Origin of the sequence: Acinetobacter sp. YH12239 (assembly GCF_013417635.1) — a bacterium.
GTDB lineage: Bacteria > Pseudomonadota > Gammaproteobacteria > Pseudomonadales > Moraxellaceae > Acinetobacter.
Genome location: NZ_VPDP01000015.1, coordinates 1 through 25,690, shown reverse-complemented (window position 1 = coordinate 25,690; position 25,690 = coordinate 1). Strand labels below are relative to the sequence as shown.

Below are 25,690 nucleotides of genomic sequence, written 5' to 3'. Positions count from 1 at the left end.
GCAAGCTGGTATTTCGTATTTTTTTAAGAAATTACGCCTTTTTTAAAAGATTACGCTATTAAATCTAAGTTTTTTATTTTTAGTAAGTGTAAGGTCTCTCATGGCGTCTAATACAGCATCACAACAAGCTCAGCCCGCAAACTCTAAAACTCGGGTATTAACTGCAAGTCTCGTTGGTACAACCATCGAGTTCTTCGATTTTTATATTTACGCGACAGCTGCAGTCATTATTTTCCCTTACTTGTTCTTTCCAACAAGTACAGATCCTATGACAGCAACGATTCAATCATTAGCAACTTTTGCAATCGCATTCATCGCACGTCCTATCGGCGCCGCACTATTCGGTCATTTGGGAGATCGAATCGGTCGTAAAGCAACCTTAGTAGCAGCCTTGCTAACCATGGGACTTTCTACCGTTGCGATTGGCTTACTTCCAACCTATGCGCAAATTGGCATTGTGGCACCCTTACTTTTAGCTTTGTGCCGCTTAGGTCAAGGCTTAGGTTTAGGTGGTGAATGGTCTGGTGCAGTTCTACTCGCAACTGAAAATGCACCCGAAGGTAAACGTGCTTGGTACGGTATGTTCCCTCAACTTGGTGCACCTATCGGCTTCATCCTTGCCACAGGCTCTTTCCTTACACTTGGGGCATTCATGAGTGAAGAAGTATTCATGTCCTGGGGATGGCGTATTCCATTTATTTCAAGTGCCTTATTGGTGATTGTAGGCTTGTGGATTCGCTTAAAGTTGCATGAAACGCCAGCATTCCAAAACGTGCTTGATAAACAAAAAGAAGTGAATGTTCCTTTTGTACAAGTTTTTAAAAAGCATTCAAAAATGCTTGTCCTCGGAACGATTGCAGCCATTTGTACGTTCGTAGTTTTTTACTTAACTACTGTATTTGCATTGCAATGGGGTACAAAACAATTAGGTTACTCTCGTGAAGAGTTCCTACAACTTCAGTTGGTTGCAACGCTTTGTTTTGCAGCATTTATTCCCCTTTCTGCAATTTTTGCGGAAAAATTCGGTCGTAAAACCACTTCGATCGCGGTGTGTGTAATTTCTGCTATTTTTGGTATTTTCTTTGCGGACATGTTGGAGTCAGGAAGCACACTGATTGTGTTCTTATTCTTATGTATTGGTCTTGCGATTATGGGCTTAACCTATGGTCCAATCGGTACGGTACTTTCAGAAATCTTCCCGACATCGGTGCGTTATACTGGTTCGGCGTTAACATTTAACCTTGCTGGTATTTTTGGTGCATCTTTCGCACCTTTGATTGCAACGAAATTAGCAACTGAATATGGTTTGTCTGCAGTAGGCTATTATTTGACGGCTGCATCAATCCTTTCACTGATTGCTTTCCTGATGATTCGCGAAACGAAACATGATGATGTGAATAATCAAATTTGATGTTTTCATCTAAAAAAACCGGCTTAAGCCGGTTTTTTTATTAGCTGAGTTCAATGATATCAATCATCGGTGGTACTCTGAATCTGAATGGGACACCTACCATCCCAGTACCTACGGACACATAAACATTGGCATGTTCATGCTTATATAGACCACGTTTATGACCCAAAATAGACACTTTTTGCATGATGTAATCTGTCAACCACGGAAGTTCCACTTGTCCCCCATGTGTATGCCCTGACAACATCAACGGATGAGTTGGCAATTTTGGCACCATGTCCACCGTATCCGGATTATGTGACAGAATCACCCACGGCTTATCTTGTGGTAAATCAAGCATATCCCGCATGTCAGCCTTACCTGCCCACAAATCCCCCACACCAATCAATCTAAACTCATCAAACTCAACAATCTTACCTTCAATATCCATCACCTGATTTGAAGCTAGCGCATCTTTTAATAATGCCTGAATCGGTGGACCTGGATATTGCTCATCATGATTACCATTTACAGAATAGACAGGCGCTTGGATTTCTCTCAATACTCGGAGCTCTTCTGCCAGCTTATTTTCTGGTTCGTAGGTCCAATCTCCTGCCACAACCACTAAATCTGGTTGAGCTTGATTAATCTTATTTACGATAATTTTCAGTTGTCTTTCATGCCCAGAAAACAATCCAATATGTAGGTCTGCAATTAATGCCACTTTAATCGGACGTTTAAAGGGTTGCGTTGAACTTAACTTGTAACTCAGGTTATTCACTACTACACGATGTGGCTCAATGAAACGTGCATAAATCAATACACTGCTCAACAAGAAAATAAACACACCTTCATGCAATGAAAATATACCTTGCCAAGTAGCAAAAATACTAAAAAACCACAACGGAACAAGTAAATAAGAAAGATAAAATGCCAAGAGATGAACAAAGGCTTTAAATGGATGTATGGTTTCAGTTCGAGATTGGCTCATCCATGCTTGCGTGACTCCCCAAATAGCGAAGAGCGAGAAAATAATATAGAACGCAGCAAGGATGTTATTTGTTGTCCACATATTCAATCTCTTTCATTAAATCAGACGAATAATCTGAGTGGTTCATTTATCTTTTAAATGGTGCTCTTTATACTTTAGCACACTGAGTTCAAAGAATAGATTATGCAAGCAAATCACATGAAAAAGAATCAATCTCAACAATTGAATCGCCAAAAGAGAACATCTTTTAAAATGCGCTTCATCATGAGTTCATGTTTGGTTCTTGCTTTACCTGCATGCTCAACTTTACCTACTCAACAAGCTATTGCACCTCAATATGCGTACGACATCGACACTCATGACACTTCATTGGCGCAAATTGTCGAACCTTTGAAAATTAAGAATCCTGAATTAACAGGTTTTCATGTTTTATATGATCCAATCGAAGCGATAGCTGCACGTTTTCAATTAATTGAGAAAGCTGAGAAAACACTCGACCTTCAATATTACATTTGGGATAACGACCGTGTAGGTGCATTGGCTCTTTATAAAATCATTCAAGCTGCTGATCGTGGTGTAAAAGTCAGATTGTTAATGGATGACAACAACGCTAAGACGATGGAAAGTATTTATCTCGCGCTGGATCAACATCAAAACATTGACGTAAAGTTATTCAATCCTTATAAATTCCGACGCCTTAGACCCGTTGATATGATTTTGGATCTGAAACGTATCAATCGACGGATGCACAACAAAACGTTTACAGCTGACAATCAAATTACCCTGATTGGCGGCCGAAATATGAGTAATCAATACTACAATGTCAGTGACCGATATCAATTTTCAGATGTTGATGTCATGCTTGTCGGTCATGCAGTAAGTGATATTACACACTCATTTGATGAGTACTGGAATCATGAATATGCCTATCCAGTTAAAAATATTGTCAATCATCAACAATATACATTGCGCTATGAAGGTTTAAAACAGCAACTGCAAGAGCACTTTGATGATGGTGCTGTACGTAGTTATGTTGAAATTACTCGTGAATCTCATGATTTTGATCGTTGGCTCAATCAAGAAATTAAGCTGGATTGGGTGAAAGCAGAAGTCATTAAAGATTCTCCTGAAAAAATCAAAGCGAAAGCTAAGAAAGAAGAACATCTCAACTTTCAACTGGTTGAACGCTTAGAGAAACCAGAAAAAAGTGTCGATATCATTTCCGCTTACTTCGTTCCTGAACGCAAGGGTGAGCAACGCTTAAGTGCGATCGCACAAGATGGCGTTAAAGTTCGCGTACTGACCAACTCTTTTAAAGCCAATGATGTTGCGCTTGTACATGCATTTTATGCGAAATATCGTCAGGATTTACTGCAAAACGGCGTAGAGTTATATGAGTTCCTCCCTGCTTTGCCAGAAGAATTCCAAAATAAAAATAATATTGAAATTTCTAAGCAGTCCAAAGTGAGCCTTAAAGGGCTGAGTCGCTCAAGCCTGCATGCAAAAATGATGGCTTTGGATGATAAGCAAGTATTTATCGGATCATTTAATTTTGATCCACGTTCAGCCAATTTAAATACTGAAATTGGCGTCATTTTAAACAGCCAGCCCCTAGCGCAAGCTGTCCATAAAACCATGGATCAGAACCTAAAAAAATATGCCTATAAATTAGTTCTAGATTCACAAAATAATATTAATTGGAAACAAGCGACACCTGAAGGTATTAAAATCTATACCAAAGAACCAAAAATGAAATGGTGGCAAAAAGCAAGCTTGAAAGTTATCTCGTGGTTGCCAATCGAAGGATTCATGTAAAAAGCAGGGATCATCATGATCCCTGCTTTGCTTCTACTGATTAAGCTTTGAGTACTTTTTGATGTAATACTTCCAATCCTTCCTGCATTCTGAGTTGCACTTCTCTCGTTAAGCTTTCAACTGTATGTCCAGTAACATCAATCGTGGGCAAAGCTGTTAAATGTGCAACGACTTGAGGCATTTCCAATACTGCTTTGAGATGCGCTGTAAATCCAATATTTCCAATGAAGGGAGCAACCTGATCTAACTCCCCCTCTTGATTGACATAACAGATTAAACAAACTTGCACTGGTTTTTGAGCCTCGATGGCTGCAGCTAAAATTCTTCCATGCACTTTTTTGACTTTAGTTCCATCAGTCGTGGTTGCTTCTGGAAAAAATAAGACAGGGATATTTTGCTTCAAAAATTCTGTGATTTGCTCTTTAATACGGACCGAATCTCCTGAACCTCGTTTAATGAACAGTGTCCCCCCCCCCTTGGCAAGTTTCCCAAAAATCGGCCAATTTTCAATTTCTGCTTTTGCTAAGAAAAATACACGCGCACTCGAACCTAATACAGGAATATCTAACCAAGAGATATGATTGCTCACCCATAATGCGGGTTCACGAGGAATGTTGCCATGCACTTGTAAATCGATATTAAAAACTTTGCATAAGCGACGGCAAAAATGTTGTACATAGCGAGTATTGTTTGGATTATTCGGATTTTTATACATTTGATGCCTAAAAATTAAATAAAACCCTTCAGTGACAGCAGCAGTACCTGAGATGATTTTTTGGCTATATAGCGCTGTTTTTGAAAATAAATTGAGTTTTTTAGGCGTTAATGTTGTCATAAATTATTTCACTAAATAATAACAGGCGTTATCCACTATAGCTCCATTCTATACTGAGCTCACCAGAGATGCATTGATTATAAAAACCGTATACACAGATTTGAAAATTCAATTTCAATTCAAACACTCAATAAAATATAATTTTTAAATCGAATTTATAGATTGAAAAATTACGCAAACTCCAACTCAATCATTATCAAATCAAGTCATTCCCATCTGGTCGGCACTCTTCTCATTGGCATCAATTGTCGGTGGCATCTTTTTATTTATGCTGGCGTTTATACTTATGTTCAAAACTGCTTTAGGTTAATTTAAATCTATTTCCCTCAATTGTTCAATTTCCTCTACACTAGAGTTTTGATGTGGAGTGTTAGCTGAGTGGAAGTTACTGGACAAAATCAAGCAAATGAACGTGCGGTCTTGGTGAGTGTTAATGTCCAAATATTAGAAGATCTTGATCAAGAAGAATTTCGTTTATTGGCCAAATCTGCTGGTGCAGAGATTCTTGAACATATACAAGCTCAACGTATTAAACCTGACCCTAAATTTTTTATTGGTTCGGGTAAAGCTGAAGAAATCGCCGAATTTGTTGCAGCGGTAGAAGCTGATATTGTCATTTTCGATCATTCCCTCACACCATCTCAAGAACGTAATCTCGAGCGTGTTATTCAATGTCGTGTTATCGATCGTACTCGCCTGATCTTAGATATTTTTGCACAACGCGCACGAACACATGAAGGTAAACTACAAGTTGAATTGGCGCAGTTAGACCATCTCGCTTCACGTTTAGTGGGTGGTCGCATGGGCTTAGATGGTCAAAAAGGTGGTATTGGTTTACGTGGTCCAGGTGAAACACAATTAGAAACAGATCGTCGTTTACTTCGCCTCCGCATAACCCAGCTCAAAGACAAACTTGAAAAAGTCCGCCAAACACGAATTCAAGGTCGTGCAGCGCGTCAAAAAGCGTCTATTCCAACAGTGTCTCTAGTCGGTTATACCAACGCAGGAAAATCCACCCTATTTAATATTCTTGCTGAAAGTGATGTGTATGCAGCAGATCAATTGTTCGCAACTCTTGACCCAACTTTAAGAAGATTAAATTGGGATGGCATTGGAACATTGGTCTTGGCTGACACAGTCGGATTCGTTCGCAATCTTGCACACTCGTTAGTAGAGTCATTCAAAGCTACCCTTGAAGAAACACTTGAGGCGACTTTGCTTTTACATGTTATCGATTCAAATAGTCCAGAAAAGCTTGAGCAAATTGATGCTGTTGAAAAAGTCCTGAAAGAAATTGGGGCTCAAGTGCCAATACTACGCGTATACAACAAAATTGATCAAACGGGTGAAGAACCTAAAATCATTTATGCTTCTCCCAATTTGCCCGATCAAGTCTATGTTTCAGCACACTCAAGTCAAGGTTTAGATTTACTGCGACAAGCCGTTCAAGAATGTTTAATGGGGCAAATACAAAAATTTGAACTCACACTCAGACCTGAATATGGCAAATTACGCAATCAGCTGTATGAATTAAATGTGATTCAGTCTGAACATTATGATGATCTAGGTCATTTGATTTTAAATATTCAAATTGCACCACATAAATTAGAGCAACTTATAAAACAAGCACATTTACCAATTGATCAAATTCTTGGTGATAAGGCGCAACAATTTAAAAGACCTTTAGAAGAGTTTGAAATCAAATCATAAATCAGTTAAAACGTGATAAATAATGTTAAAAGTATAATCATGATGCAGTGGATGAAAACGATAGATTGGCCAGCATGGATTGGCACCATAGTGCTTATTATTGGCTTCCGAGAAGGTTCAGTTTGGCTTATGACTCAATTGAATCATCCTGAACTGGGCAATCTTGTCGGGTTGCTTTCTTTACTACTTGTACTGTTTGCTTGGCGTAGATTTGGCACTTTTCCAACCAGAGTTGTCGATGTAAATAATAAAATCATGAAAGAAAGTGCTTTCGCATTTTTACCGATTAGTGCTGGGGCATTGGTTATGTTGGTTCATATGGGTAAAGAAATTCCTCTTTTTTTACTCGTACTCACGTTAAGTACACTTATTCCACTTTGGGTTTACGCCAAAATGGCAAAACGCTGGTTATAGGAGAGAAATATGCTCGCAATTTTAATCGGCTTTGCTATTACGTTATTCGCCTATTTAATTTCAAAACCCTGTAACCGTGTCGTACCACAGATTCCTGTCATTGTGTTCGGGATGTTCTTTGTGATCATCATCTTACTAATTGTTGGTATTCCATATGATCACTATATGAAAGATGTCAATCCGATTTTTGATCATTTATTAGGATATGTCACAGTGGCTCTCGCGATCCCACTTGCAGCGATGCGTTATGACGATTTACCACTAAAAGGCATTTTAGGAATATTAGTGTTTGCCAGTGTCAGTGCAGTCGCATTGCCTATGGGCTTAGCCTATTTACTGCATATGGCGGATTCGACCATTATGGCTTTCGCTACACGTGCAGTGACGACACCAATCGCAATTAATATTGCGACCTTACTCCATGCACCAATTAGCTTAGCCATTTTAATCGTCATTTTATCTGGTGTTATCGGCGCAGCTTTTTCACCACTCATACTACGTCATATTAATGATGAGCGTGCCTCAGGCTTAGCACTCGGCTTAGCAGCTCATGCGATTGGGACAGCTCAAGCTTGGCAACGAGGCAGTGTAGCTGGTCGTTATGCTGCATTTGGTATGGCGGTAAATGCAACGTTTACAGCCGTTTGGCTTCCCACTTTTATTCACTTTTTAAAATCGACCTCTTGATATACCCACAATTGAAAATAAAAAAGCCACTGATGAGTGGCTTTTTTATTAGACGAAATGATCTAAAGTAGATTCTATGCAAACATAGGATTATCGACAGCAAACATTTGCTGATCTTCAAGACGATACGCCATTAATTGATTACCCCAGACACAACCACCGTCAACATTCTGGATATGCGCAGATATTGTTTTGCCCTGTAAGGCAGCCCAATGTCCAAAAATGACTTGATGAGTTTGAGCAGCTTTTGACTTATATTCAAACCATGGCTGATAGCCAGCTGGCATCGGCTCATCTAAAGCGTCTTTAAAACTAAATTCAAGTCGACCCTCTGGATCAGTCAAACGCATACGGGTTAGATAATTCACGATACATCGTAAGCGCTCATATCCTGTTAAATCATCTGACCATAATGTAGGCTCTTTACCATACATTTCTTTCAAAAATGCATCCAGAACATCAAAATCATGATGTGCAATAACCGCTTCAACCTCTTGAGCAAACTGTTTCACTTGCTCTACTGTCCAAATATGTGGAATACCCGCATGTGTAATGACAGTATTTTCATTTGGACATAAACATAAAGGTTGTTTGCGTAGCCAGTCGATTAAATCATCACTGTCAATCGCATCAATCACATCACGAGTATTGTCTTTCTCTTTAATCTCTTTAATGCCCCGTGCGCCCGCTAACAAGGTCAGATCATGATTACCCAAGACTGTCGCAGCAACGCCACGATCGACCAGTTTCTTGATAAAACGTAAAGCGCCAATCGAGTTTTCACCACGTGCGACTAAATCACCCGCAAACCATAAAAAATCCTGATCAGGATCAAATTTGATTTCCTTGAGTAACATTTTCAAAGCTTCAAAACAGCCCTGAACATCACCAATCACGTAATTATATCGAATGTTTTCACCAGACATTTATGCATCTACCATTTGATCTGCAAGTGCAACAAATTGAGCAAGTGTTAATGTTTCTGGACGCGCCATTGGATCAACACCAGCTTTTTCAAATCCTTCCTCTTGCAACATGCCTTTTAAACTGTTGCGAAGTGTCTTACGGCGTTGCGTAAACACATGAGAGACTAAACGTGCCAAGGCTTTCTCATTCTTCGCCACTATTGGCTTTACATCATACGGCTCTAAGCGAAATACCGCAGAAGTTACTTTGGGTGGTGGGTTGAACGAACCTGGTGGCACTTCAAACAAGAATGTCGGTTTACAGTAGTACTGAATCATGACTGATAAACGACCATATTCTTTGGTATTTGGTGATGCCGTAATACGATCGACCACTTCTTTTTGCAACATGAAGTGCATGTCTTTGACTTTGTCACCAAACTCTAAGAGATGAAATAACAAAGGTGTAGAAATGTTATAAGGTAAGTTACCGACAACACGCAACGGACGACCATCAAACAATTCAGTGAAGTCGTAGCGTAAAGCATCAGTTTCCACAATAGTTAAACGTTCAGGGTGCGGTACACGACCCGGTAATCCAGCTGCTAAATCACGGTCTAATTCAATGACAGTCAAAGCATCACATTCACCAATTAAAGGCGATGTTAAAGCAGCAAGACCTGGACCAATTTCAACAATATTGTCACCAGTACGCGGGTTCACCGAACGCACAATTTTGGCAATGACACGTTGGTCATGTAAGAAGTTTTGACCAAAACGCTTACGCGTGTGATGCCCTTCATCTTTCGGGTTTAAGGCATTAATCTGATACATAAAGATTTCCAACGTGTAATTAAGACAAGATCACTGACGCGCTAAATCGAGCGCTAAGTCCACAGCCACATGTAAGCTCGAGCTTTTCGCAAGTCCAGTACCTGCGAGGGAGAGTGCTGTGCCATGATCGACAGAGGTGCGAATAAACGGCAAGCCCAAAGTAATATTAATGGCTTCACCAAATCCTTGCGATTTTAACACAGGTAATCCCTGATCGTGATACATGGCTAAAACTGCATCGGCATCTTTTAAATTTTCTGGTGTAAATAAGGTATCTGCAGGCAGACATAAACTCATGTCTATCCCTTGCGCACGATAGCGTTCAAGTACAGGATTAATCACTTCGATCTCCTCCACTCCTAAATAACCATCTTCACCTGCATGAGGATTTAAACCGCACACCAAAATTTTGGGAGATTCGATTTTAAATTTAGATTTTAAATCATGAATCAGAATGTCGATGACCTGATGCAAGCGCTCAGCTGTAATCGAATCCGCAACCGCACGAAGGGGTAAGTGCGTGGTTGCAAGTGCAACACGTAAGGTTTTGGTTGCCAGCATCATGACCACGCGTAATACACCAGCAAACTCTTGGTAAAACTCAGTGTGACCACTGAAATGAATACCTGCCTCATTGATCACTGACTTTTGTACAGGTGCTGTCGCCACGCCAACGCTTTTACCTGACATCGCATAGTCTGCAGAACGGCGGAGTTGCTCTAAGACATAACTCGCATTTTGAGCATTTAACTCACCCAGTACTACACTTTCATTTAAAGGAATATGTTCCACATAAAGCTGACCCACTTTTGACGATGTTTGTTGCCCTTGATACTCAATCACTTCAACTTCAAGATGAAGTGTTTCTGCACGTTGCTTGAGCATTTGTATATCAGCAAGCACGACGAGTGGACGCTCATCCAAACGTTGCGCAAGGCTTAAACAGATATCAGGACCAATTCCAGCAGGCTCACCGCTGGTGACATACAAAGGAAGCATAACGATCATCATTCAAGGATTTTTATTATTTTAATACAGATCGAATGTACGATGTTCAACAATCCCAAAATGGTAAAATCTTAGCCCTCTGATTTTTTTAATCGTTCTTTTGAGTCTTTTAGCGCCAATCCATACGAAATCTAGCATCTAATAGACCAAAAGCATGAGCGACTTCGGATACACATACAATCACGATGACGAAGAACAAACCCAACAAAAGAATCCGTCCAATCGTTGAACGCACTGAATAAAACGCTGAATCTTTAATGCACAAGAAACCAAAGCCACCGATTAAATAGACGATCCAAGGGAAAATCATAAAATGTGCATACATTGAATATATAAGAATGACACTTAAAACATCGATTCCATAAATAGTGCCAAACACCATGCCTAACGCTAAATATATTCCGAGAAAAATGAATAAAAATCCGGTCAAAAATTTCGTCACCTTGCTCACTTTGATTTAATCATGACGTGAAGATAAATCTGAATGATGAACAGGAGGAGAGAAACGATCATTATTATTTTGTGAACTCATCAAAACTCCGAGCTATTATTATGATTATTTCCTCATTCTAAACAAAATTGATTAAATAAACCGCTATACTTTTCAATCTAAATTAAATAGAATATGTCCCTCGAAATCTTAATATTTTGATTGTGGTTCTAGTGTTTTTCCGCTAGAATTCGCTCTCCTTTTTGTTTGGACAGATTCCACCGTCCAAACCAACTATAATAGGTAGTGGTTAATGAAAACTCTCAGCGCTAAGCCAGCTGAAGTTCAACACGACTGGTACGTTGTTGATGCTTCTGGCAAAACTTTAGGTCGTCTTGCGACTGAAATCGCACGTCGTTTACGCGGTAAGCACAAAACTTCTTATACTCCTCACGTTGACACTGGTGATTACATCGTAATTATCAATGCTGAGCAAGTTCAAGTAACTGGTAACAAGTCACTTGATAAGAAATACTATCGCCACACTGGTTTCCCTGGTGGTATCCGTGAAACTAACTTTGAAAAATTAGTTGCTCACAAGCCAGAAGAAATCTTCCAACGCGCTGTAAAAGGCATGTTGCCAAAAGGTCCTCTTGGTTATGCTATGATCAAGAAAATGAAAGTGTATGCTGGTGCTGAGCATCCTCACACAGCTCAACAGCCACAAGTTTTGGACATCTAAGGGATACAGCACATGGCTACTAACTATGGTACAGGTCGCCGTAAGACCGCAACTGCACGTGTTTTCCTATCTGCTGGTACTGGTAAACTCGTTATTAACAACCGTTCTTTAGAACAATACTTCGGTCGTGAAACTGCTCGTATGGTTGTACGTCAACCACTAGAGCTTTTAGATGCTACTGAGAAATATGACCTTTACATCACTGTTGCTGGTGGTGGTATCGGTGGTCAAGCTGGCGCAATCCGTCACGGTATTACTCGTGCATTGATCGCTGCTGACGAAACTTTAAAACCTGCTCTTCGTCAAGCTGGTTTCGTTACTCGTGATGCTCGTGAAGTTGAACGTAAGAAACTTGGTTTACGTAAAGCTCGTAAACGTCCACAATTCTCTAAACGTTAATTCGTTTTCCGAATTCGGACAAAAAAACCTTGGCTTATGCCAAGGTTTTTTTTCATCTTTATATTTTCCCTTACTCATGAAAATCAGTCGTACACGATGCTTTAAAATGAATATTCAACTCTGATATCAATAAAAAGACGCTAGTTTTTATTGCTCTATTTTGACTGACTTAAACAAACATATGCTTAATCATCTATCCCAATTTGAGGATTGTTAACTTTTTACAACTTCATTAAAAAATACTTTCATACAGTTTTTTAAATTAAGAGGATAAAAATGTTAAATAGGGAAATATGTTTATCATTCGCCGTAGCCGCTACAATATTAGGTACATCCAATATTGCACAAGCAAATAACTCACAATCAATAGATGCTTTAGCCGTGTGCTGGCAATCCAATACGGGTAAGCATGTTTGTGATGGACCTATACAAAGATTAATGTCTTCATATGAAAACATAAATAAAGCAGTAGAGTTAGTTGGATGCTCAGATGGATATCCTGTACAAAATAACAGTCTGGTACATCGATCTTTAGGTCAAAAATTCTCAGTGGTTTACAAGTGTGGCTATAAACTTAGACCTGGCGACACAAGTGCATTAACTAACAATCGCGACGTCCATCAATGGTGGATTGGAATCATACATTAGTGCACAAGGCCGATTTAAAGATCGGCTTTTTATATCGCTTTGGATAAAAAGCTAAACATTAAATTTCAACAATACAAGGATAGAAATTTAGAAAACCACGTTACAGACATAAATACGATTCAATATGAAATTCAAGTGTTTTAATAGGCATCGCTCATTAAACGATGATTTTAGCGTGCATTTTTAGTATCCTTATCTATTCATTAATACTTTGATTGGAATATGTCAGTCGAAACCACCCCCTTACAAGGCATCACCGTTTATAGTCATGCAGATGACTTTCGATCGCATTGGATTCGCTTCTTACTGGCAGAAAAACAAATTAAACACAATGTATTTATTGTCGACGAAGACAACGAGGATCTTGCGAGTTTAAATCCATACAATCGACTCCCGATGATGATTGAAAATGAGTTAAAACTTTTCAATACATCCATCATTTCTGAATATTTAGATGATCGCTATCGTCAGAATAAGTTATATGCAGATGCTCCTGCTCCACGTGCAGAACAACGCCAATATATATGGCGTTTTGAAAATGACTGGTTAAAACTTGCAGATGATATGTTGCGCCACCCAGACACCCTTGATGTTGACGCACAAAAGGCAGCCCAAAAAAAGTTAAAAGATACGCTTATCTCGCTGACACCTTTGTTTCAGCACTATCCTTATTTCATGTCTGAACAATTTACAATTTTAGATTGCATGTTGGCACCGATTTTTATACGGTTAAGAACGATGGGTATTGAGCTTCCAAAGCAACAATGCCGCCCGTTTTATTTATATTGCCAGCGTGTTTTCAGTCGTCCAGCCTTCATTAAGTCCATGACGGTTCAGGAAAAAAATCGTTATAGTCCTGAATTAAAATCCGCTTAAAAAAGCAAAAGAGTGAGTCACATGTCTGATCAAGAAATCAAATTAAGTCCAACTCGCCCGTATTTAGCACGTGCGATTTATGAATGGATTTGCGATAACAATCTCACCCCATATCTACTGGTAGATGCCACACAGCCTTATACCGATGTACCTACACAGTTCGTTCAAGACGGTCAGATTGTTTTAAATATCGTGCCACATGCTGTGCATCAACTACACATGAGCAATGAAGCGATTACCTTTTCTGCACGTTTTGGTGGTGTTTCCAAAGATATTTATGTCCCGATCAATGCTGTACTCGGATTGTATGCAAAAGAAAATGGTCAAGGATTATTCTTCGACCCTGATGAATATGCCAATGCACAAACGGATGAAAATCCGATAGAATCTAAACAGCAACAAAATCAAGAAAATGAAGCACCAAAGAAAAAACCAAGTTTAAGAATTTTGGATTAAAAACTTACAGGAGAGTTGAATGGCTTTTGATTTAGTACAATATTTTGTTGAGCAGACCAAAATTCAAAAGCCTCAGCTGTTGAAACAGTATCCAGCTGAACAACGGCATGAATATCTCAATGAATTAAATATCTTAGCTTTAGGCAAACTCATCAGCCTATGGCGTAAAGACGAAAAAAAAATATACCAAGAAATTCATGCCACTGACCAACTTTATATTCAAGAAGTCGCACGGCATTTGACGACATCTCAACATAATCAGTCTACGCTGTCTCATCAAGAACTTGAAACTGCAACATCAGAGATTTTGACCTTACAGCTTAATGAACTTAAACAACTTGATGTAACAGGTCATTATCAACTACAAGGCATGAATGAATTACTTCAGGGTCAAGTTGAACATCTCTCTGGTAAAGCAAAAGATTGGGTTTGGCTAACAAATAACCTAAATGAGTTGATTGGTTCTCAACCTGTCATTCAAGAAGAGATATCATTAGACCAAACGATGAAGGAGTTTCATGACATGGTCAATCAAGTTCAACATGATCACCACGATGTTGCTGAGCCAGAAGTAGTGGCTACACCAACTTGGGCAAAAGTTTTAGAACCTGTAGTTGCGATTGCAATTCTTTGGGTGCTTTACTGTGCCGTACAAACAGTATTTGCATAAATTCTGTCATAAAAAAAGCCATCGTTAGATGGCTTTTTTTTATTGCTTATTCAGCATCAACCTCAATATTCATCAAGATTTGACGTTTTTTCACTTGCTGGCCAACTTGTCCTACGATTTCACCCACAACACCGTCCACATCTGACTTAATTTGCTGTTGGATTTTCATCGCTTCAAGAATCAATAATGTTTGCCCTTTAGTTACACGCTCTCCAGGTTGAGCAATGACATTTATAATTGCACCATCCATTGGGGCACGAATTTTACCATCCCCTGCCACATCGGCAGTCTCAGGTGGTAAATAGGTAATATTTTCCACCATGACGTTGCCATTCGCGCGATCTAAATAAACGAAATTACCATCAAGAACATAGTCGATTCGACGTCGAATTCCATTAATGCTATAAATCAATTGCTGTGTATTTTGCGCTACAACCTCAATCGACTGGCTTTCACCACAGATTTCAACACTCACTGAACGACCATCACGATGCACAATGAGATCTAACTTTTGATCATCATATCTAAGTTTCAGTGGCAATGCTGAAGAAACCCCTGTGTTCCAATCTGTTTGCGCAGATGCATTTGTCAACAACGCTGCAACCAATGCTAAGCTTTCTAAATTTAGACTTTGTTTATTCAAACTCACATCACTTTGGAAATGCTGTTGAATAAAACCAGTGTTCACATCACCCTCCACCACAAGTGGATGACGTAATAAGTTAACTAAAAACTCCTTATTACTGTTTACACCAAGCAGTACAGAGTCATTTACCGCACGTGCCAATAAACGGATCGCATCGGTACGTGTTTTACCATGTACAATAATCTTCGCGACCATTGGATCATAGAATGGGCTCACTTCATCAGTTGGCATCATACCGTGGTCGATACGTACGCCTTCTAAATCCGAAGGTTGCCAACGTAATACTTTGCCTGTTTGTGGTAAGAAATCTTGTCGTGGATCTTCTGCATATAAACGCACTTCAATGGCATGACCATTCATGGTCAATTCTTCTTGCTTGAGCGGTAAAGTTTCACCGTTTGCCACACGAAGCTGCCATTCAACAAGATCTAGACCTGTAATCATCTCTGTCACAGGATGTTCTACTTGCAAACGTGTATTCATTTCTAAGAAATAGAATTCGCCTGATTGATCGAGTAAGAATTCGACCGTACCCGCACCCACATAGTCACAGGCTTTCGCTGCGGCAACTGCGGCATTCCCCATTGCTTGACGAGTTTCTTCAGTCAAAACTGGACAAGGTGCTTCTTCCACCACTTTTTGGTGACGACGTTGGATCGAGCAATCACGTTCAAATAAATACACGTAGTTACCATGCGTATCACCAAACACTTGGATTTCCACGTGGCGAGGCGCAATCACCGCTTTCTCGATAATCAACTCACCCGAACCGAAAGCATTTTCTGCTTCAGAACGGGCAGTTTTTAAAGCTTCAAGCAAATCAGCTTCTTGATGAACAAGACGCATACCACGTCCACCACCACCTGCTGATGCTTTTACCATCAATGGAAAACCTACTTTTTTCGCTTGATCTGCTAAAAAGTCGATGTCTTGTTGGTCGCCTTCATACCCCGGTACACATGGTACGCCTGCTTCGATCATGGCGATTTTAGACAAACGCTTGCTACCCATAAGCTCAATCGCACCTGCTGGTGGACCAATAAAGGTAATGCCATTTTCTGCACATGTCGCAGCAAAATCAGTATTTTCTGATAAGAAACCATAACCCGGATGCACCGCATCTGCGCCTGTTTTCTTACATGCTTCGATGATATTTTCAATCGATAAATAAGATTCTGATACTTTAGAAGGACCAATATAAACCGCTTCATCAGCCACTTGTACATGACCCGCATTTTTGTCGGCATCAGAGTACACAGCAACGGTTTCGTAACCTAAGGCTTTTGCTGTACGCATTACACGAGCAGCAATTTCACCACGGTTTGCAACTAATACTTTTGTAAACGCCATAGTTCCACCAATTTTTTAGGCTCCTCTTGTTTTGAAGAGCGTATCCTTTTTAATTCACATTCATACAGGCGTTGAAATGTGGTTTATTCTGCCCAGCTTGGTTGGCGTTTTTGAATAAACGCCATTGTGCCTTCCATCCCTTCTGCGCTTGCCACGGCATCTGCAAATTGACGTGCTGCATCATCAAGTAACGGCCCTAATTCTTCTTTGGTGGTACGATGTAATAATGCTTTGGTTGCACGCGATGCCAATGGTGCACAGCGTTTAATTTGGGTAATGGTTTCTTCAAGTGCTGATGCAAGTTCAACTTCATCTGCAACCACTTGATGCACAATCCCCACCTCTAAAGCGGTTTGACCATTAAAGCGCATACCTAATAAGGCTAAACGACGTGCTTGAGTTAAGCCAACACGTGTCACCACAAACGGTGCGATCTGTGCAGGTAAAATCCCTAAACCAGTTTCAGGTAAGCCAAATTGTGCTTCCGCATGGGCAATTGCCACATCAGAGACACATGCCAAACCAAAACCACCACCGAGTACAGCACCTTCAAGTAAAGCCACAACAGTTTGCGGTGCTTGATCGACTTGCTCAATCAGTGCACCAAACGTACGGTTAAATTCGGTATATGGTGTGTTGTTGCCCACTTCCATTGCTTTAGCACGGATCGCTGCCATATCTTTAATGTTACCACCTGCACAGAAGTGACCACCTTTACCACGCAAAATCACTGCACGTACAGATACATCATCTTTAATTGCAGCAAATACCGCTTGCATCGATTGGACCATTTTTAGGCTCATCGCATTACGGCTTTCAAGATGGTTTAACCATAAGGTTAAAATACCACCGTCTTGCTCTAGGATGATGCTGCCATCAACTTCTAAATTGGCAATTGAACTTGATAATGTCATATCAGATCTCCTGCTTATTTTTTCTTACCAGGAAGGATGTCCATCATCTTACAGATAATGCCAAGCATGATTTCATCCGCACCACCGCCAATCGAAACTAAACGACCATCACGGTAGAATTGTGCTGCTGGGTTGTCTGCCATAAAGCCATTACCCCCCCAGAACTGTAAACAGCTATCCGCAACTTCACGCGTTAAACGACCTGCTTTTAGTTTTGCCATAGATGCCATTTGCGTTACGTTTTCGCCTTCGATATGTAATTGGCAAGCACGATAGGTTAATGCTTTAAGTGCTTCGATCTCAGTCATAAGTTCAGCAAAACGGAAATGGATATATTGGTTGTCAATTAACGGCTGACCAAATGTCGTACGCTCTTTCGTGTACTGAATTGTTTTTTCGATACATTGCAACATACCGCCCATAGCGTTTGCAGCACCCCACATACGCTCTTCTTGGAACTGAAGCATTTGCATCATAAAGCCCATACCTTCTTGACCCACTAAGTTACGTTGTGGCACACGTACGTTGTCAAAGAACACTTGTGCAGTGGTACTAGAACGCATACCTAATTTGTCTAATGGTTCAGAGAAAGTAATGCCCGGTGTGTTTGCAGGAACCACAATCATTGACTTATTAAAGTGTGGCTTACCATCAGAGGTATTCGCTAACAAACAGAAGAAGTCCGCTTGAAGTGAGTTAGTAATCCACATTTTGTGACCATTGATGATGTAATCATCACCATCTTTTACTGCTGTCGTTTTAAGTGCTGCAACGTCAGAACCTGCTTGAACTTCAGATACCGCAATCGCTGCCACTTTTTCACCTGCAACCGCTGGTGTTAAAAACTCGTCACGTAATTCTTTAGAACCAAAACGAGCAATTGCAGGGGTTGCCATATCCGTTTGTACACCCATCGCAAGCGCAACACCACCAACATTAATACGACCTAACTCTTCAGCAACGACTAAGTTATAAGAATAATCGAGTGCCAAACCACCGTTTTCTTCAGGCTTACAAATACCTAATAAACCCAAATCGCCCATTTTTTTGAACACTTCATGGATTGGGAATCGACCCGCTTTTTCCCATTCTGCTGTAAATGGGTTGATTTCATTTTCTACAAATTGACGTGTTGTACGGCGTAGCGCTTCATGTTCTTCAGTAAATTTCATTTTTTGTCTTCCTTAAAATTTCAATATTTGTTTTTAATCTTGAATCTCCCCTTGCCCCTCTTTTTCTAAGTGGGGTAAAGTCCCTCCCTTTTCACAGGGATGAGGAATATATTCCGCAAGAGGGATTTATTAGAATCTTGGTACACCAAAACGTGTTGGATTCAGTTCACGTGCTTGTGACTCGTTAATCGTTTGCAATAAGAAAATTAGCAATTTACGTGTGTCACGTGGATCGATAATGCCATCATCATGCAACATCGCTGTATTGAACAATGCGGTCGATTGCGACTCTAATTTCATTGCTGTCGATTGCTCTAAGAAGTCCAACATTTGTTCATTTGGCTCCATGCCAGATTCACGTTGTTTCGCTTCCGCAACAATACGAAGTACCTTACCTGCTTGCGCACCGCCCATCACCGCAACACGAGAGTTCGGCCATGAGAAGATAAATTGTGGGCCAAGTGGACGACCACACATCGCATAGTTACCTGCACCGTATGAACCATGTGCAATGATCGAAATCTTCGGCACTGTGCAATTCGCAACAGCTTGGATCAGTTTAGAACCATGCTTGATGATACCGTTTTGTTCTGCATCTGTGCCCACCATAAAGCCTGTGGTGTTGTGCAAGAATAAAATTGGGCGACGTGTTTGTTCACATAACTGAATAAACTGCGCTGCTTTTGCTGCACCTTGTGGGGTAATTGGGCCATTATTGGTAATGATGCCTAGATGCATACCACCAATTTGCGACCAACCACATACCGTATGTGAGTCATACTCATTTTTAAATTCGAAGAAATCAGAATCATCAACAATACGTGCAATGATTTCTTTCATATCCAATGGTTGTTTTGGATCTGATGGAATGATGCCAAGTAATTCTTCTGCTGAATAACGTGGCTCTTTATATTCTGGTGTTTCAAGCTTAACTTGCTCTTTCCAGTTTAAATGCTTAAAGATTTCACGTGCGATACGGATACCATCGGCATCATTTTCTGCCAAGTATTCTGCTGTACCTGCGACTTGAGCATGCATTTCCGCACCGCCCAATTCTTCAGCAGTTGCGACTTCACCTGTTGCAGCCAATAACAATGGCGGACCTGCAAGCAGCATTTCAGTTTGCTTACGTACAGTAATCACATAATCAGAAAGACCCGGTTGGTATGCACCACCTGCTGTTGCGTTACCATGTACCACAGAAACTTGTGGAATTCCTTTTGCAGATAAACGTGCTTGGTTGGCAAATGTTGTACCACCGGCAGTAAATACTTCTGCTGCGTAGTTTAAGTTTGCACCACCACTTTCTGCCAAAGTAATGATTGGTAATTTTTGCTCTAACGCAATTTGGTGTAAACGAAGGCTTTTGTGTACACCCATTGGGGCAATCGTACCGCCTTTGATAGCACTGTTATTGGCAGCCACCATACAACGTGTACCATTTACAAAACCAATCCCTGCAATGATCCCGCCACCTGCTTCTGAACCATCTTTATCATCATGCATCTTGTAACCCACAAGACCACACAACTCTACAAATGGAGAATCTGCATCGAGCAACATACGTACACGCTCATGCGGTAAAATTTTTCCTTTTTTATCAAACTTAGGCTTAGCTTTATAAGAACGATCTAGCGCACTTTTTTGAATCGCTCGAATCTCTTCAATTTGCTCGAGCAATTTCGCTTTATTCTGTTCAAATACTTCGCTTCCTACTGCAACTTCGGACTGAATCACTGCCATTCCGTTTCCTCCTTGTTCCTTATAATCTCGATTAATTCTTTTCGTCTTTTTTCTTTAGTACATCTGGAATAAATGCACGGTGGAAGCCGTTATAAGACTCACTATTTTCTGCAGATGATAATGGGAATACGCGTGTACCTTGTGAAGCCGCACCATCGATACGTACTGTCATCCCTGAAACAAAGTTAGCAGCATCAGATAATAGATAAACAATCGCCGAAGATACTTCCGACTCTGTTCCCATACGTTGTAAAGGCACATTGCTAGAAAGGTTAGGGATAATGAATTCTGCGACAGGGCCTGAATAGGTATCCATACCTGATGAGATAATCCAACCCGGTGCCACACAGTTTACCCGCACACCTGATTTACCCCATTCCACCGCAGCCGTTTTGGTCAGGTTATCAACACCTGAACGTGCTGCACCTGAGTGCCCCATACCAGGCATACCGCCCCACATATCTGCTGCCATATTGACGATGGCACCACCATTTTTTGCCATCCACTGGTTATAGGCTTCACGCATAAGATAGAAGGTCGAATGTAAGTTATTACGGATGACAGCATCAAAACCATTGGCAGAAATACTTTCTAATGTTGATGGGAACTGACCACCTGCGTTATTGACTAAACCATCAATGCGACCAAATTTTTCGATCACTTCCGCAATCATATTTTTGACTTGTTCTTCTTCGCGGTTATCACACACGATGCCATGCACTTTACCGCCATCTTCTGTAATTTCAGCAATCACTTTTTCAAGTTTTTCAATCTTACGACCTGTGATGACCACTTGCGCACCAAGTGATGCAAGCTCATGTGCCGTACAACGACCAATCCCCGAACCACCACCTGTCACAATCACGACTTTGCCAGCGAACGCATCATTTCTAAAAATTGATTGATAACCCATTGCGCATACTTCCATTTTTAATTGATGTAAATTTTTCTGGATTGGGCATCATGGCGATGCCCAAAGCTGTGCTTACAATAAATTTGCAGGCACTTTCACTGGCATATCTAACAATTGTTGTGCAAAGGCTTTACCTTGTGGGTCAATACGTAAACTCGCAACACCACCACCACCAAGCGCATCAATCAATAAGAAGTTCATGGCATTTAAACCCGGTAATTCATAGCGACGAACTTCGCCACCCTCACCGCCTTCAAATACATGCTTCATATATTCAGCAACATTGGCTTCAGTTAAAGATGCACGAATCCAAGGTAAGAATTCTGGTTTACGTGCAAGTACACCGATGTTGCTGTAGTTACCTTTATCACCACTACGTGCATGTGCAACTTCAACCAATGGCACTTCGATTTCATTACCTGTTAAAGTTGCCACTTCACCTGTAGGAATCGTTGGAATCTCTGCAAGCGGCTCACCCTGTGGTACATCAACTTTATGACGCTCACCATTGATATCCACTTCAACATTTAGTTGAGATTTCTCTACCAAGAACGAGAATAATTTAATCACTGGAGATGGTTTTGGACGACCACCCACAATCCCTGTTAATGCAGGTGCCATACCTGTTGAAGCTTGCGCAATCTCAGATGCAAAGAACATACATGCTTCTTTAAACATATGTTTAACGGCAATTTTCACCACAACTTCACGAGGTTTTTGCACACGACGATTTGCGCCATACGTTGTTTCTGTACCTAAAATCTCAATTGATTTTTCAGTAAATGGTGGAATCGAACGCAGTGCCATCACACGTTCAACTTTATTTAAAATTGCATTAGAAACGGCATAAGCTTTTTCTTCTGCATCTTGGCCTGCAAGTAAGAAGCTGACTAATACACGGTTACCATCAGGATAGGTCGTGCTTACTTTGTAGTGTTGTGTTGGCGCTGTACCTTTTGCACCTGTCACAAGTACACGATGCACACCCACTTGCTCAAGTTTGACTTGGCTAAAATCAGCCGTTACATCAGGCAATAGATAAGCTTGTGGATGACCAATCTCATATACAATTTGTTCGCCTACCGTACCCGGAGATACTAAACCACCTGTACCATTTGGCTTAGTCACCACAAATGATGAATCTGCTTTCACTTCAACAATTGGGAAGCCCATATTGTCAAAGCCTTCAACCAAACGCCAATCTGTGAAGTTACCGCCAGTACATTGTGCACCACACTCAATCACATGACCTGCAAGTGCCGCCTGTGCCAATTTATCGTAATCCGCTAAATCCCATTTGTATTCATGCAATAAAGGCCCAATCACAACAGCAGAATCCACGACACGACCTGTGATCACAATGTCTGCACCTAAATCCAGAGCGTCACGAATCCCTACAGCACCCAAATAAGCATTACTACTTGCGACATGTGGAGGAAGATCCTCACCATTAAACATTTCTTTTATATTTTGTTTTTGAAGTTCAACGTGCTGATCCATTAAATCATCACCAAGTACCACCGCTACTTTCAAATCTAAACCAGCATTTTTGATCACTTCTTGAAGTGCATCACGGCATGCCAATGGATTTACACCGCCAGCATTACTTACAACTTTGATTTTCTTGTCCGCAATTTTTTTGATGAGTGGTGTCATGACACGACTAACAAAGTCCAATGCATATCCATGAGAAGGATCTTTCATTTTGGCTTTTGCCATGATGGACATGGTGATTTCTGAAAGATAATCAAATACTAAATAGTTAATATCCGACATGTGTACCAATTGAAATGCAGCTGTGTTGGTATCTCCCCAGAAACCTGAAGCACAGCCAATTTTTACAATTTTTTGTTCGTCCTGAATATTTGTCATAACCATCTCATTATTCTGTTTAGAATTTGAGCTTAATCTACCAAGCAAGCGCTTGGTTTGTAAAGTGCAAAATGTTATTATTATTTGCAAATCTGCTTATTGCGCTAAAATTTGCATGGAAGCAACGCGTTTAGAAAACAAAATAGGATAAAATAACAAGATGATCGCGACCTCTATTGACCAAATTCAACCGATAGCCTGCTTTGACGATACACCACGTGGTCGTTTACTTTTGGGGGCAGCTTATTTATTCCATAAACAAGGTTATGCCAAAACCACTGTTCGTGAACTCGCACAGTTTATTGGTATCCAATCTGGAAGTTTATTTCATCATTTCAAAACCAAAGACGATATTTTGGCGCATGTGATGGAACAAACCATCATTTACAATCACGCTTGCCTTGAAAGTGCCATATCCACTTCAGACCATCCAGAGCAACAACTCAAGGCTCTGATTAAAGCTGAACTCGATGCGATCTCTGGGGATACAGGTTCCGCTATGGCTGTATTGGTCTATGAATGGTTTTCACTTTCTGAGGAAAATCAGAAGAAACTATTAAAATTAAGAAATGATTATGAGGGGATATGGCTGAGTGTCATCAAGGTATTACATGACAAAGGCAAAATTAAGCACGATCCTTTTATCTGGCGAAGACTGATTGGTGGGTCAATCGCTTGGACCGTAACTTGGTACAATCCAGAAGGGAAAATGTCACTTGATGAGTTAACCAATATCGTCTGGGATATGGCAATGAATGCTTAACTTTATATCTGATCAATTAAAAAAGGTGGCTTAAGCCACCTTTTTATTTCTTTTAGAAGCCCAGCTGTCGGCTTGCCAAATCTTTCATAATTTCCTCAGCTCCACCGCCTATCATATTCACTTTAACTTCGCGATATATACGTTCAGATTTCATGCCACGCATAAAGCCCATGCCACCTAGTGTTTGAACGGCTGCATCAGCACAGAATTGCATAGTTTGCGTTGCTACATTTTTGAGCATACAAATTTGTGCAATCATTTCATTCCCCTGAAGTTCAGGACGACCCATTTTATATGCCGTATCTTCAAGTAAAGCACGAGTCGTTTGTAAACGTGTTGCCATATCTACCAATTTATGACGAACAACTTGATGATCTACCAAGCGTTTACCAAAAGTACGTCGCTGTTGAGCCCAATCTAGAGCTTCTTCATAACAAACTTTTGCATAACCATAACTACTCGCAGCCAAGAAAAAACGTTCCATATTGAAGTTATTCATGATAACAAAGAAGCCCATATTCTCAGGACCAATCAAATTTTTTGCAGGTACTTTAACTTGATCGAAGTGCAAATGAGCGGTATCAGACGCCCACCATCCCATTTTATCTAACTTCGTTTTTGTAATACCTGGTGTATGGGCATCAATCAGTAGCATTGAGATACCATTGGGTCCTTTTCCTTCAGGATCAGTTCGAAGGGCAACGGTATAGTAATCAGCGCGAATACCAGAAGTAATAAATGTTTTTTCGCCACTGACTACATAGTAATCACCTTCTTTTACTGCTTTTGTTTTAAGTGCTGCAACATCAGACCCCCCTCCCGGTTCTGTTATTGCTAATGCCGAAATCTTCTCACCTGATAAGATTTGTGGCAAAACCTCTGCTTTCACCTCTTCACTTGCAAAGCTATTAATTGGTGGCGCACCGATCATATGTGAAAGTAATGAAGCGATTAACCCACCTGATGCCGCCTTTGCCAACTCCACACATCCCAATAAAGTATAGAATGCATCTGTATCAGGGATACCGCCGTATTTTTCATCAAAACCTGATGCCATCAATCCAACTTCTGCAGCTTTTTTGTAGAGTTCTCGTGGAAAAGATTCGGCTTCATCCCACTCATTTACGTAGGGAATAATTTCTTTTTCTACAAATTTTTTTACTGCATCTGCAAATGCAAAGTGTTCATCTGTGTAATAGATCGGATTGTATTGCATCAACTATGTCCCTGAAATTATTTAAATCCTCATAGGCATACTGACATTTATTGTTGTTTTTTTAATTGCAAGAATCATCAATCTTTTGGCATAAATTAACTGAATGGAGCTTCTTATTTAGTTACAAGGATTTAATTATTTTCAAATTCCATTTTTTGATATAAAAAAAAACACCCCCTTCGAATGAAGGGGGTGTTTAGAATAATGAGCTGGCGATGACTTACTCTCACATGGGTAACCCCACACTACCATCAGCGCTAAGAGGTTTCACTTCTGAGTTCGGGAAGGGAT

At 40.4% G+C, this 25,690-nt stretch carries 24 protein-coding genes and 1 rRNA gene; 11 read left to right on the top strand and 14 right to left on the bottom strand.

All coding sequences use genetic code 11. The features are described from left to right. Positions 1-100 precede the first annotated feature (100 nt). A complete protein-coding gene (locus FTV17_RS12085; RefSeq protein ID WP_179999852.1) occupies positions 101-1,411 on the top strand; it encodes an MFS transporter in 1,311 nt (436 codons plus the stop codon). 40 nt (positions 1,412-1,451) lie between these two features. On the opposite strand, the gene FTV17_RS12080 is transcribed toward FTV17_RS12085, so the two are convergent. After that, positions 1,452-2,462 carry a metallophosphoesterase gene (locus tag FTV17_RS12080; protein WP_179999850.1) on the bottom strand — a complete coding sequence of 337 codons (1,011 nt, stop codon included), beginning with the start codon at positions 2,460-2,462 and terminating at the stop codon, positions 1,452-1,454. A 99-nt stretch (positions 2,463-2,561) separates the two neighbouring features. On the opposite strand from FTV17_RS12080, the gene FTV17_RS12075 reads away from it, so the two are divergent. Beyond that, on the top strand, positions 2,562-4,196 hold the full coding sequence (locus FTV17_RS12075; protein ID WP_179999902.1) for a phospholipase D family protein: 1,635 nt from the start codon (positions 2,562-2,564) through the stop codon (positions 4,194-4,196). Between the two features lie 40 nt (positions 4,197-4,236). Here the strand turns inward: FTV17_RS12075 and FTV17_RS12070 are convergent, their stop codons facing one another. Beyond that, a complete protein-coding gene (locus FTV17_RS12070; protein WP_179999848.1) occupies positions 4,237-5,031 on the bottom strand; it encodes a 1-acyl-sn-glycerol-3-phosphate acyltransferase in 795 nt (264 codons plus the stop codon). Positions 5,032-5,409: 378 nt separating this feature from the next. On the opposite strand from FTV17_RS12070, the gene hflX reads away from it, so the two are divergent. From hflX to FTV17_RS12055, 3 genes are read left to right on the top strand one after another with little or no spacing between them, the layout of a single operon-like run. Next, positions 5,410-6,741 carry a ribosome rescue GTPase HflX gene (gene hflX / locus FTV17_RS12065; RefSeq protein ID WP_179999846.1) on the top strand — a complete coding sequence of 444 codons (1,332 nt, stop codon included), beginning with the start codon at positions 5,410-5,412 and terminating at the stop codon, positions 6,739-6,741. A 42-nt stretch (positions 6,742-6,783) separates the two neighbouring features. Next, on the top strand, positions 6,784-7,155 hold the full coding sequence (locus FTV17_RS12060) for a hypothetical protein (RefSeq protein ID WP_179999900.1): 372 nt from the start codon (positions 6,784-6,786) through the stop codon (positions 7,153-7,155). Between the two features lie 9 nt (positions 7,156-7,164). Continuing rightward, positions 7,165-7,842, top strand: coding sequence for an LrgB family protein (locus FTV17_RS12055; protein ID WP_179999844.1), 678 nt, complete (start codon positions 7,165-7,167; stop codon positions 7,840-7,842). A 74-nt stretch (positions 7,843-7,916) separates the two neighbouring features. Here FTV17_RS12055 and FTV17_RS12050 read toward each other — a convergent pair whose 3' ends face one another. From FTV17_RS12050 to FTV17_RS12035, 4 genes are all read right to left on the bottom strand, one after another. Next, positions 7,917-8,768, bottom strand: a complete 852-nt coding sequence (locus FTV17_RS12050; RefSeq protein ID WP_179999842.1) for a symmetrical bis(5'-nucleosyl)-tetraphosphatase — start codon at positions 8,766-8,768, stop codon at positions 7,917-7,919. Beyond that, positions 8,769-9,581 (bottom strand): 16S rRNA (adenine(1518)-N(6)/adenine(1519)-N(6))-dimethyltransferase RsmA, encoded by an 813-nt coding sequence (gene rsmA / locus FTV17_RS12045; protein WP_035270009.1) that lies wholly within the window; start codon positions 9,579-9,581, stop codon positions 8,769-8,771. It abuts the gene before it with no gap. Between the two features lie 30 nt (positions 9,582-9,611). Continuing rightward, a complete protein-coding gene (gene pdxA, locus FTV17_RS12040) occupies positions 9,612-10,592 on the bottom strand; it encodes a 4-hydroxythreonine-4-phosphate dehydrogenase PdxA (protein WP_257219940.1) in 981 nt (326 codons plus the stop codon). A 106-nt stretch (positions 10,593-10,698) separates the two neighbouring features. Beyond that, a complete protein-coding gene (locus FTV17_RS12035) occupies positions 10,699-11,019 on the bottom strand; it encodes a hypothetical protein (RefSeq protein WP_179999840.1) in 321 nt (106 codons plus the stop codon). 313 nt (positions 11,020-11,332) lie between these two features. Between FTV17_RS12035 and rplM the strand changes: the two genes are divergently transcribed. The 5 genes from rplM (at position 11,333) to FTV17_RS12010 (ending at position 14,810) form a co-directional block, all read left to right on the top strand. Next, entirely contained in the window at positions 11,333-11,761 is a 429-nt protein-coding gene (rplM, locus tag FTV17_RS12030) for a 50S ribosomal protein L13 (protein WP_035270016.1), read from the top strand. A 12-nt stretch (positions 11,762-11,773) separates the two neighbouring features. Then, positions 11,774-12,160 (top strand): 30S ribosomal protein S9, encoded by a 387-nt coding sequence (gene rpsI, locus FTV17_RS12025; protein ID WP_035270019.1) that lies wholly within the window; start codon positions 11,774-11,776, stop codon positions 12,158-12,160. A gap of 870 nt (positions 12,161-13,030) precedes the next feature. Then, positions 13,031-13,684 carry a glutathione S-transferase N-terminal domain-containing protein gene (locus FTV17_RS12020; protein WP_179999838.1) on the top strand — a complete coding sequence of 218 codons (654 nt, stop codon included), beginning with the start codon at positions 13,031-13,033 and terminating at the stop codon, positions 13,682-13,684. 21 nt (positions 13,685-13,705) lie between these two features. Continuing rightward, on the top strand, positions 13,706-14,140 hold the full coding sequence (locus tag FTV17_RS12015; protein ID WP_035269488.1) for a ClpXP protease specificity-enhancing factor: 435 nt from the start codon (positions 13,706-13,708) through the stop codon (positions 14,138-14,140). A 19-nt stretch (positions 14,141-14,159) separates the two neighbouring features. Next, complete coding sequence (locus tag FTV17_RS12010; protein ID WP_179999836.1) at positions 14,160-14,810, top strand: hypothetical protein; 651 nt, start codon at positions 14,160-14,162, stop codon at positions 14,808-14,810. 46 nt (positions 14,811-14,856) lie between these two features. Here FTV17_RS12010 and FTV17_RS12005 read toward each other — a convergent pair whose 3' ends face one another. The 6 genes from FTV17_RS12005 to FTV17_RS11980 form a co-directional block, all read right to left on the bottom strand. After that, on the bottom strand, positions 14,857-16,806 hold the full coding sequence (locus tag FTV17_RS12005; protein ID WP_179999834.1) for an acetyl/propionyl/methylcrotonyl-CoA carboxylase subunit alpha: 1,950 nt from the start codon (positions 16,804-16,806) through the stop codon (positions 14,857-14,859). Positions 16,807-16,889: 83 nt separating this feature from the next. Then, positions 16,890-17,720 (bottom strand): enoyl-CoA hydratase/isomerase family protein, encoded by an 831-nt coding sequence (locus tag FTV17_RS12000; RefSeq protein WP_179999832.1) that lies wholly within the window; start codon positions 17,718-17,720, stop codon positions 16,890-16,892. Between the two features lie 14 nt (positions 17,721-17,734). Beyond that, a complete protein-coding gene (locus tag FTV17_RS11995; protein WP_179999830.1) occupies positions 17,735-18,892 on the bottom strand; it encodes an acyl-CoA dehydrogenase family protein in 1,158 nt (385 codons plus the stop codon). Between the two features lie 129 nt (positions 18,893-19,021). Then, positions 19,022-20,635, bottom strand: a complete 1,614-nt coding sequence (locus FTV17_RS11990; RefSeq protein ID WP_179999828.1) for an acyl-CoA carboxylase subunit beta — start codon at positions 20,633-20,635, stop codon at positions 19,022-19,024. 31 nt (positions 20,636-20,666) lie between these two features. Continuing rightward, on the bottom strand, positions 20,667-21,548 hold the full coding sequence (locus FTV17_RS11985) for an SDR family oxidoreductase (RefSeq protein WP_179999826.1): 882 nt from the start codon (positions 21,546-21,548) through the stop codon (positions 20,667-20,669). Between the two features lie 72 nt (positions 21,549-21,620). Beyond that, complete coding sequence (locus FTV17_RS11980; protein WP_179999824.1) at positions 21,621-23,420, bottom strand: acyclic terpene utilization AtuA family protein; 1,800 nt, start codon at positions 23,418-23,420, stop codon at positions 21,621-21,623. Between the two features lie 160 nt (positions 23,421-23,580). On the opposite strand from FTV17_RS11980, the gene FTV17_RS11975 reads away from it, so the two are divergent. Continuing rightward, positions 23,581-24,183 carry a TetR/AcrR family transcriptional regulator gene (locus tag FTV17_RS11975; protein ID WP_035269534.1) on the top strand — a complete coding sequence of 201 codons (603 nt, stop codon included), beginning with the start codon at positions 23,581-23,583 and terminating at the stop codon, positions 24,181-24,183. A 52-nt stretch (positions 24,184-24,235) separates the two neighbouring features. Here the strand turns inward: FTV17_RS11975 and FTV17_RS11970 are convergent, their stop codons facing one another. Both FTV17_RS11970 and rrf read right to left on the bottom strand, forming a co-directional pair. Then, positions 24,236-25,399, bottom strand: a complete 1,164-nt coding sequence (locus FTV17_RS11970; protein ID WP_179999823.1) for an acyl-CoA dehydrogenase family protein — start codon at positions 25,397-25,399, stop codon at positions 24,236-24,238. 207 nt (positions 25,400-25,606) lie between these two features. After that, a 5S ribosomal RNA gene (rrf, locus tag FTV17_RS11965) occupies positions 25,607-25,690 on the bottom strand; the annotation flags it as partial.

Excerpts from the sequence above, each read along its gene's own strand:
- FTV17_RS11995 (WP_179999830.1), bottom strand. The coding sequence starts at position 18,892 with ATGAAATTTACTGAAGAACATGAAGCGCTACGCCGTACAACACGTCAA.
- FTV17_RS11980 (WP_179999824.1), bottom strand. The coding sequence starts at position 23,420 with ATGACAAATATTCAGGACGAACAAAAAATTGTAAAAATTGGCTGTGCT.
- FTV17_RS12005 (WP_179999834.1), bottom strand. The coding sequence starts at position 16,806 with ATGGCGTTTACAAAAGTATTAGTTGCAAACCGTGGTGAAATTGCTGCT.
- rplM (WP_035270016.1), top strand. The coding sequence starts at position 11,333 with ATGAAAACTCTCAGCGCTAAGCCAGCTGAAGTTCAACACGACTGGTAC.
- rsmA (WP_035270009.1), bottom strand. The coding sequence starts at position 9,581 with ATGTATCAGATTAATGCCTTAAACCCGAAAGATGAAGGGCATCACACG.
- pdxA (WP_257219940.1), bottom strand. The coding sequence starts at position 10,592 with ATGATGATCGTTATGCTTCCTTTGTATGTCACCAGCGGTGAGCCTGCT.
- FTV17_RS12060 (WP_179999900.1), top strand. The coding sequence starts at position 6,784 with ATGCAGTGGATGAAAACGATAGATTGGCCAGCATGGATTGGCACCATA.
- FTV17_RS12020 (WP_179999838.1), top strand. The coding sequence starts at position 13,031 with ATGTCAGTCGAAACCACCCCCTTACAAGGCATCACCGTTTATAGTCAT.
- FTV17_RS12080 (WP_179999850.1), bottom strand. The coding sequence starts at position 2,462 with ATGTGGACAACAAATAACATCCTTGCTGCGTTCTATATTATTTTCTCG.
- FTV17_RS12070 (WP_179999848.1), bottom strand. The coding sequence starts at position 5,031 with ATGACAACATTAACGCCTAAAAAACTCAATTTATTTTCAAAAACAGCG.
- rpsI (WP_035270019.1), top strand. The coding sequence starts at position 11,774 with ATGGCTACTAACTATGGTACAGGTCGCCGTAAGACCGCAACTGCACGT.
- FTV17_RS11985 (WP_179999826.1), bottom strand. The coding sequence starts at position 21,548 with ATGGGTTATCAATCAATTTTTAGAAATGATGCGTTCGCTGGCAAAGTC.
- FTV17_RS12000 (WP_179999832.1), bottom strand. The coding sequence starts at position 17,720 with ATGACATTATCAAGTTCAATTGCCAATTTAGAAGTTGATGGCAGCATC.
- FTV17_RS12055 (WP_179999844.1), top strand. The coding sequence starts at position 7,165 with ATGCTCGCAATTTTAATCGGCTTTGCTATTACGTTATTCGCCTATTTA.
- FTV17_RS11990 (WP_179999828.1), bottom strand. The coding sequence starts at position 20,635 with ATGGCAGTGATTCAGTCCGAAGTTGCAGTAGGAAGCGAAGTATTTGAA.
- FTV17_RS12015 (WP_035269488.1), top strand. The coding sequence starts at position 13,706 with ATGTCTGATCAAGAAATCAAATTAAGTCCAACTCGCCCGTATTTAGCA.
- FTV17_RS11970 (WP_179999823.1), bottom strand. The coding sequence starts at position 25,399 with ATGCAATACAATCCGATCTATTACACAGATGAACACTTTGCATTTGCA.
- FTV17_RS12050 (WP_179999842.1), bottom strand. The coding sequence starts at position 8,768 with ATGTCTGGTGAAAACATTCGATATAATTACGTGATTGGTGATGTTCAG.
- FTV17_RS11975 (WP_035269534.1), top strand. The coding sequence starts at position 23,581 with ATGATCGCGACCTCTATTGACCAAATTCAACCGATAGCCTGCTTTGAC.
- FTV17_RS12010 (WP_179999836.1), top strand. The coding sequence starts at position 14,160 with ATGGCTTTTGATTTAGTACAATATTTTGTTGAGCAGACCAAAATTCAA.
- FTV17_RS12085 (WP_179999852.1), top strand. The coding sequence starts at position 101 with ATGGCGTCTAATACAGCATCACAACAAGCTCAGCCCGCAAACTCTAAA.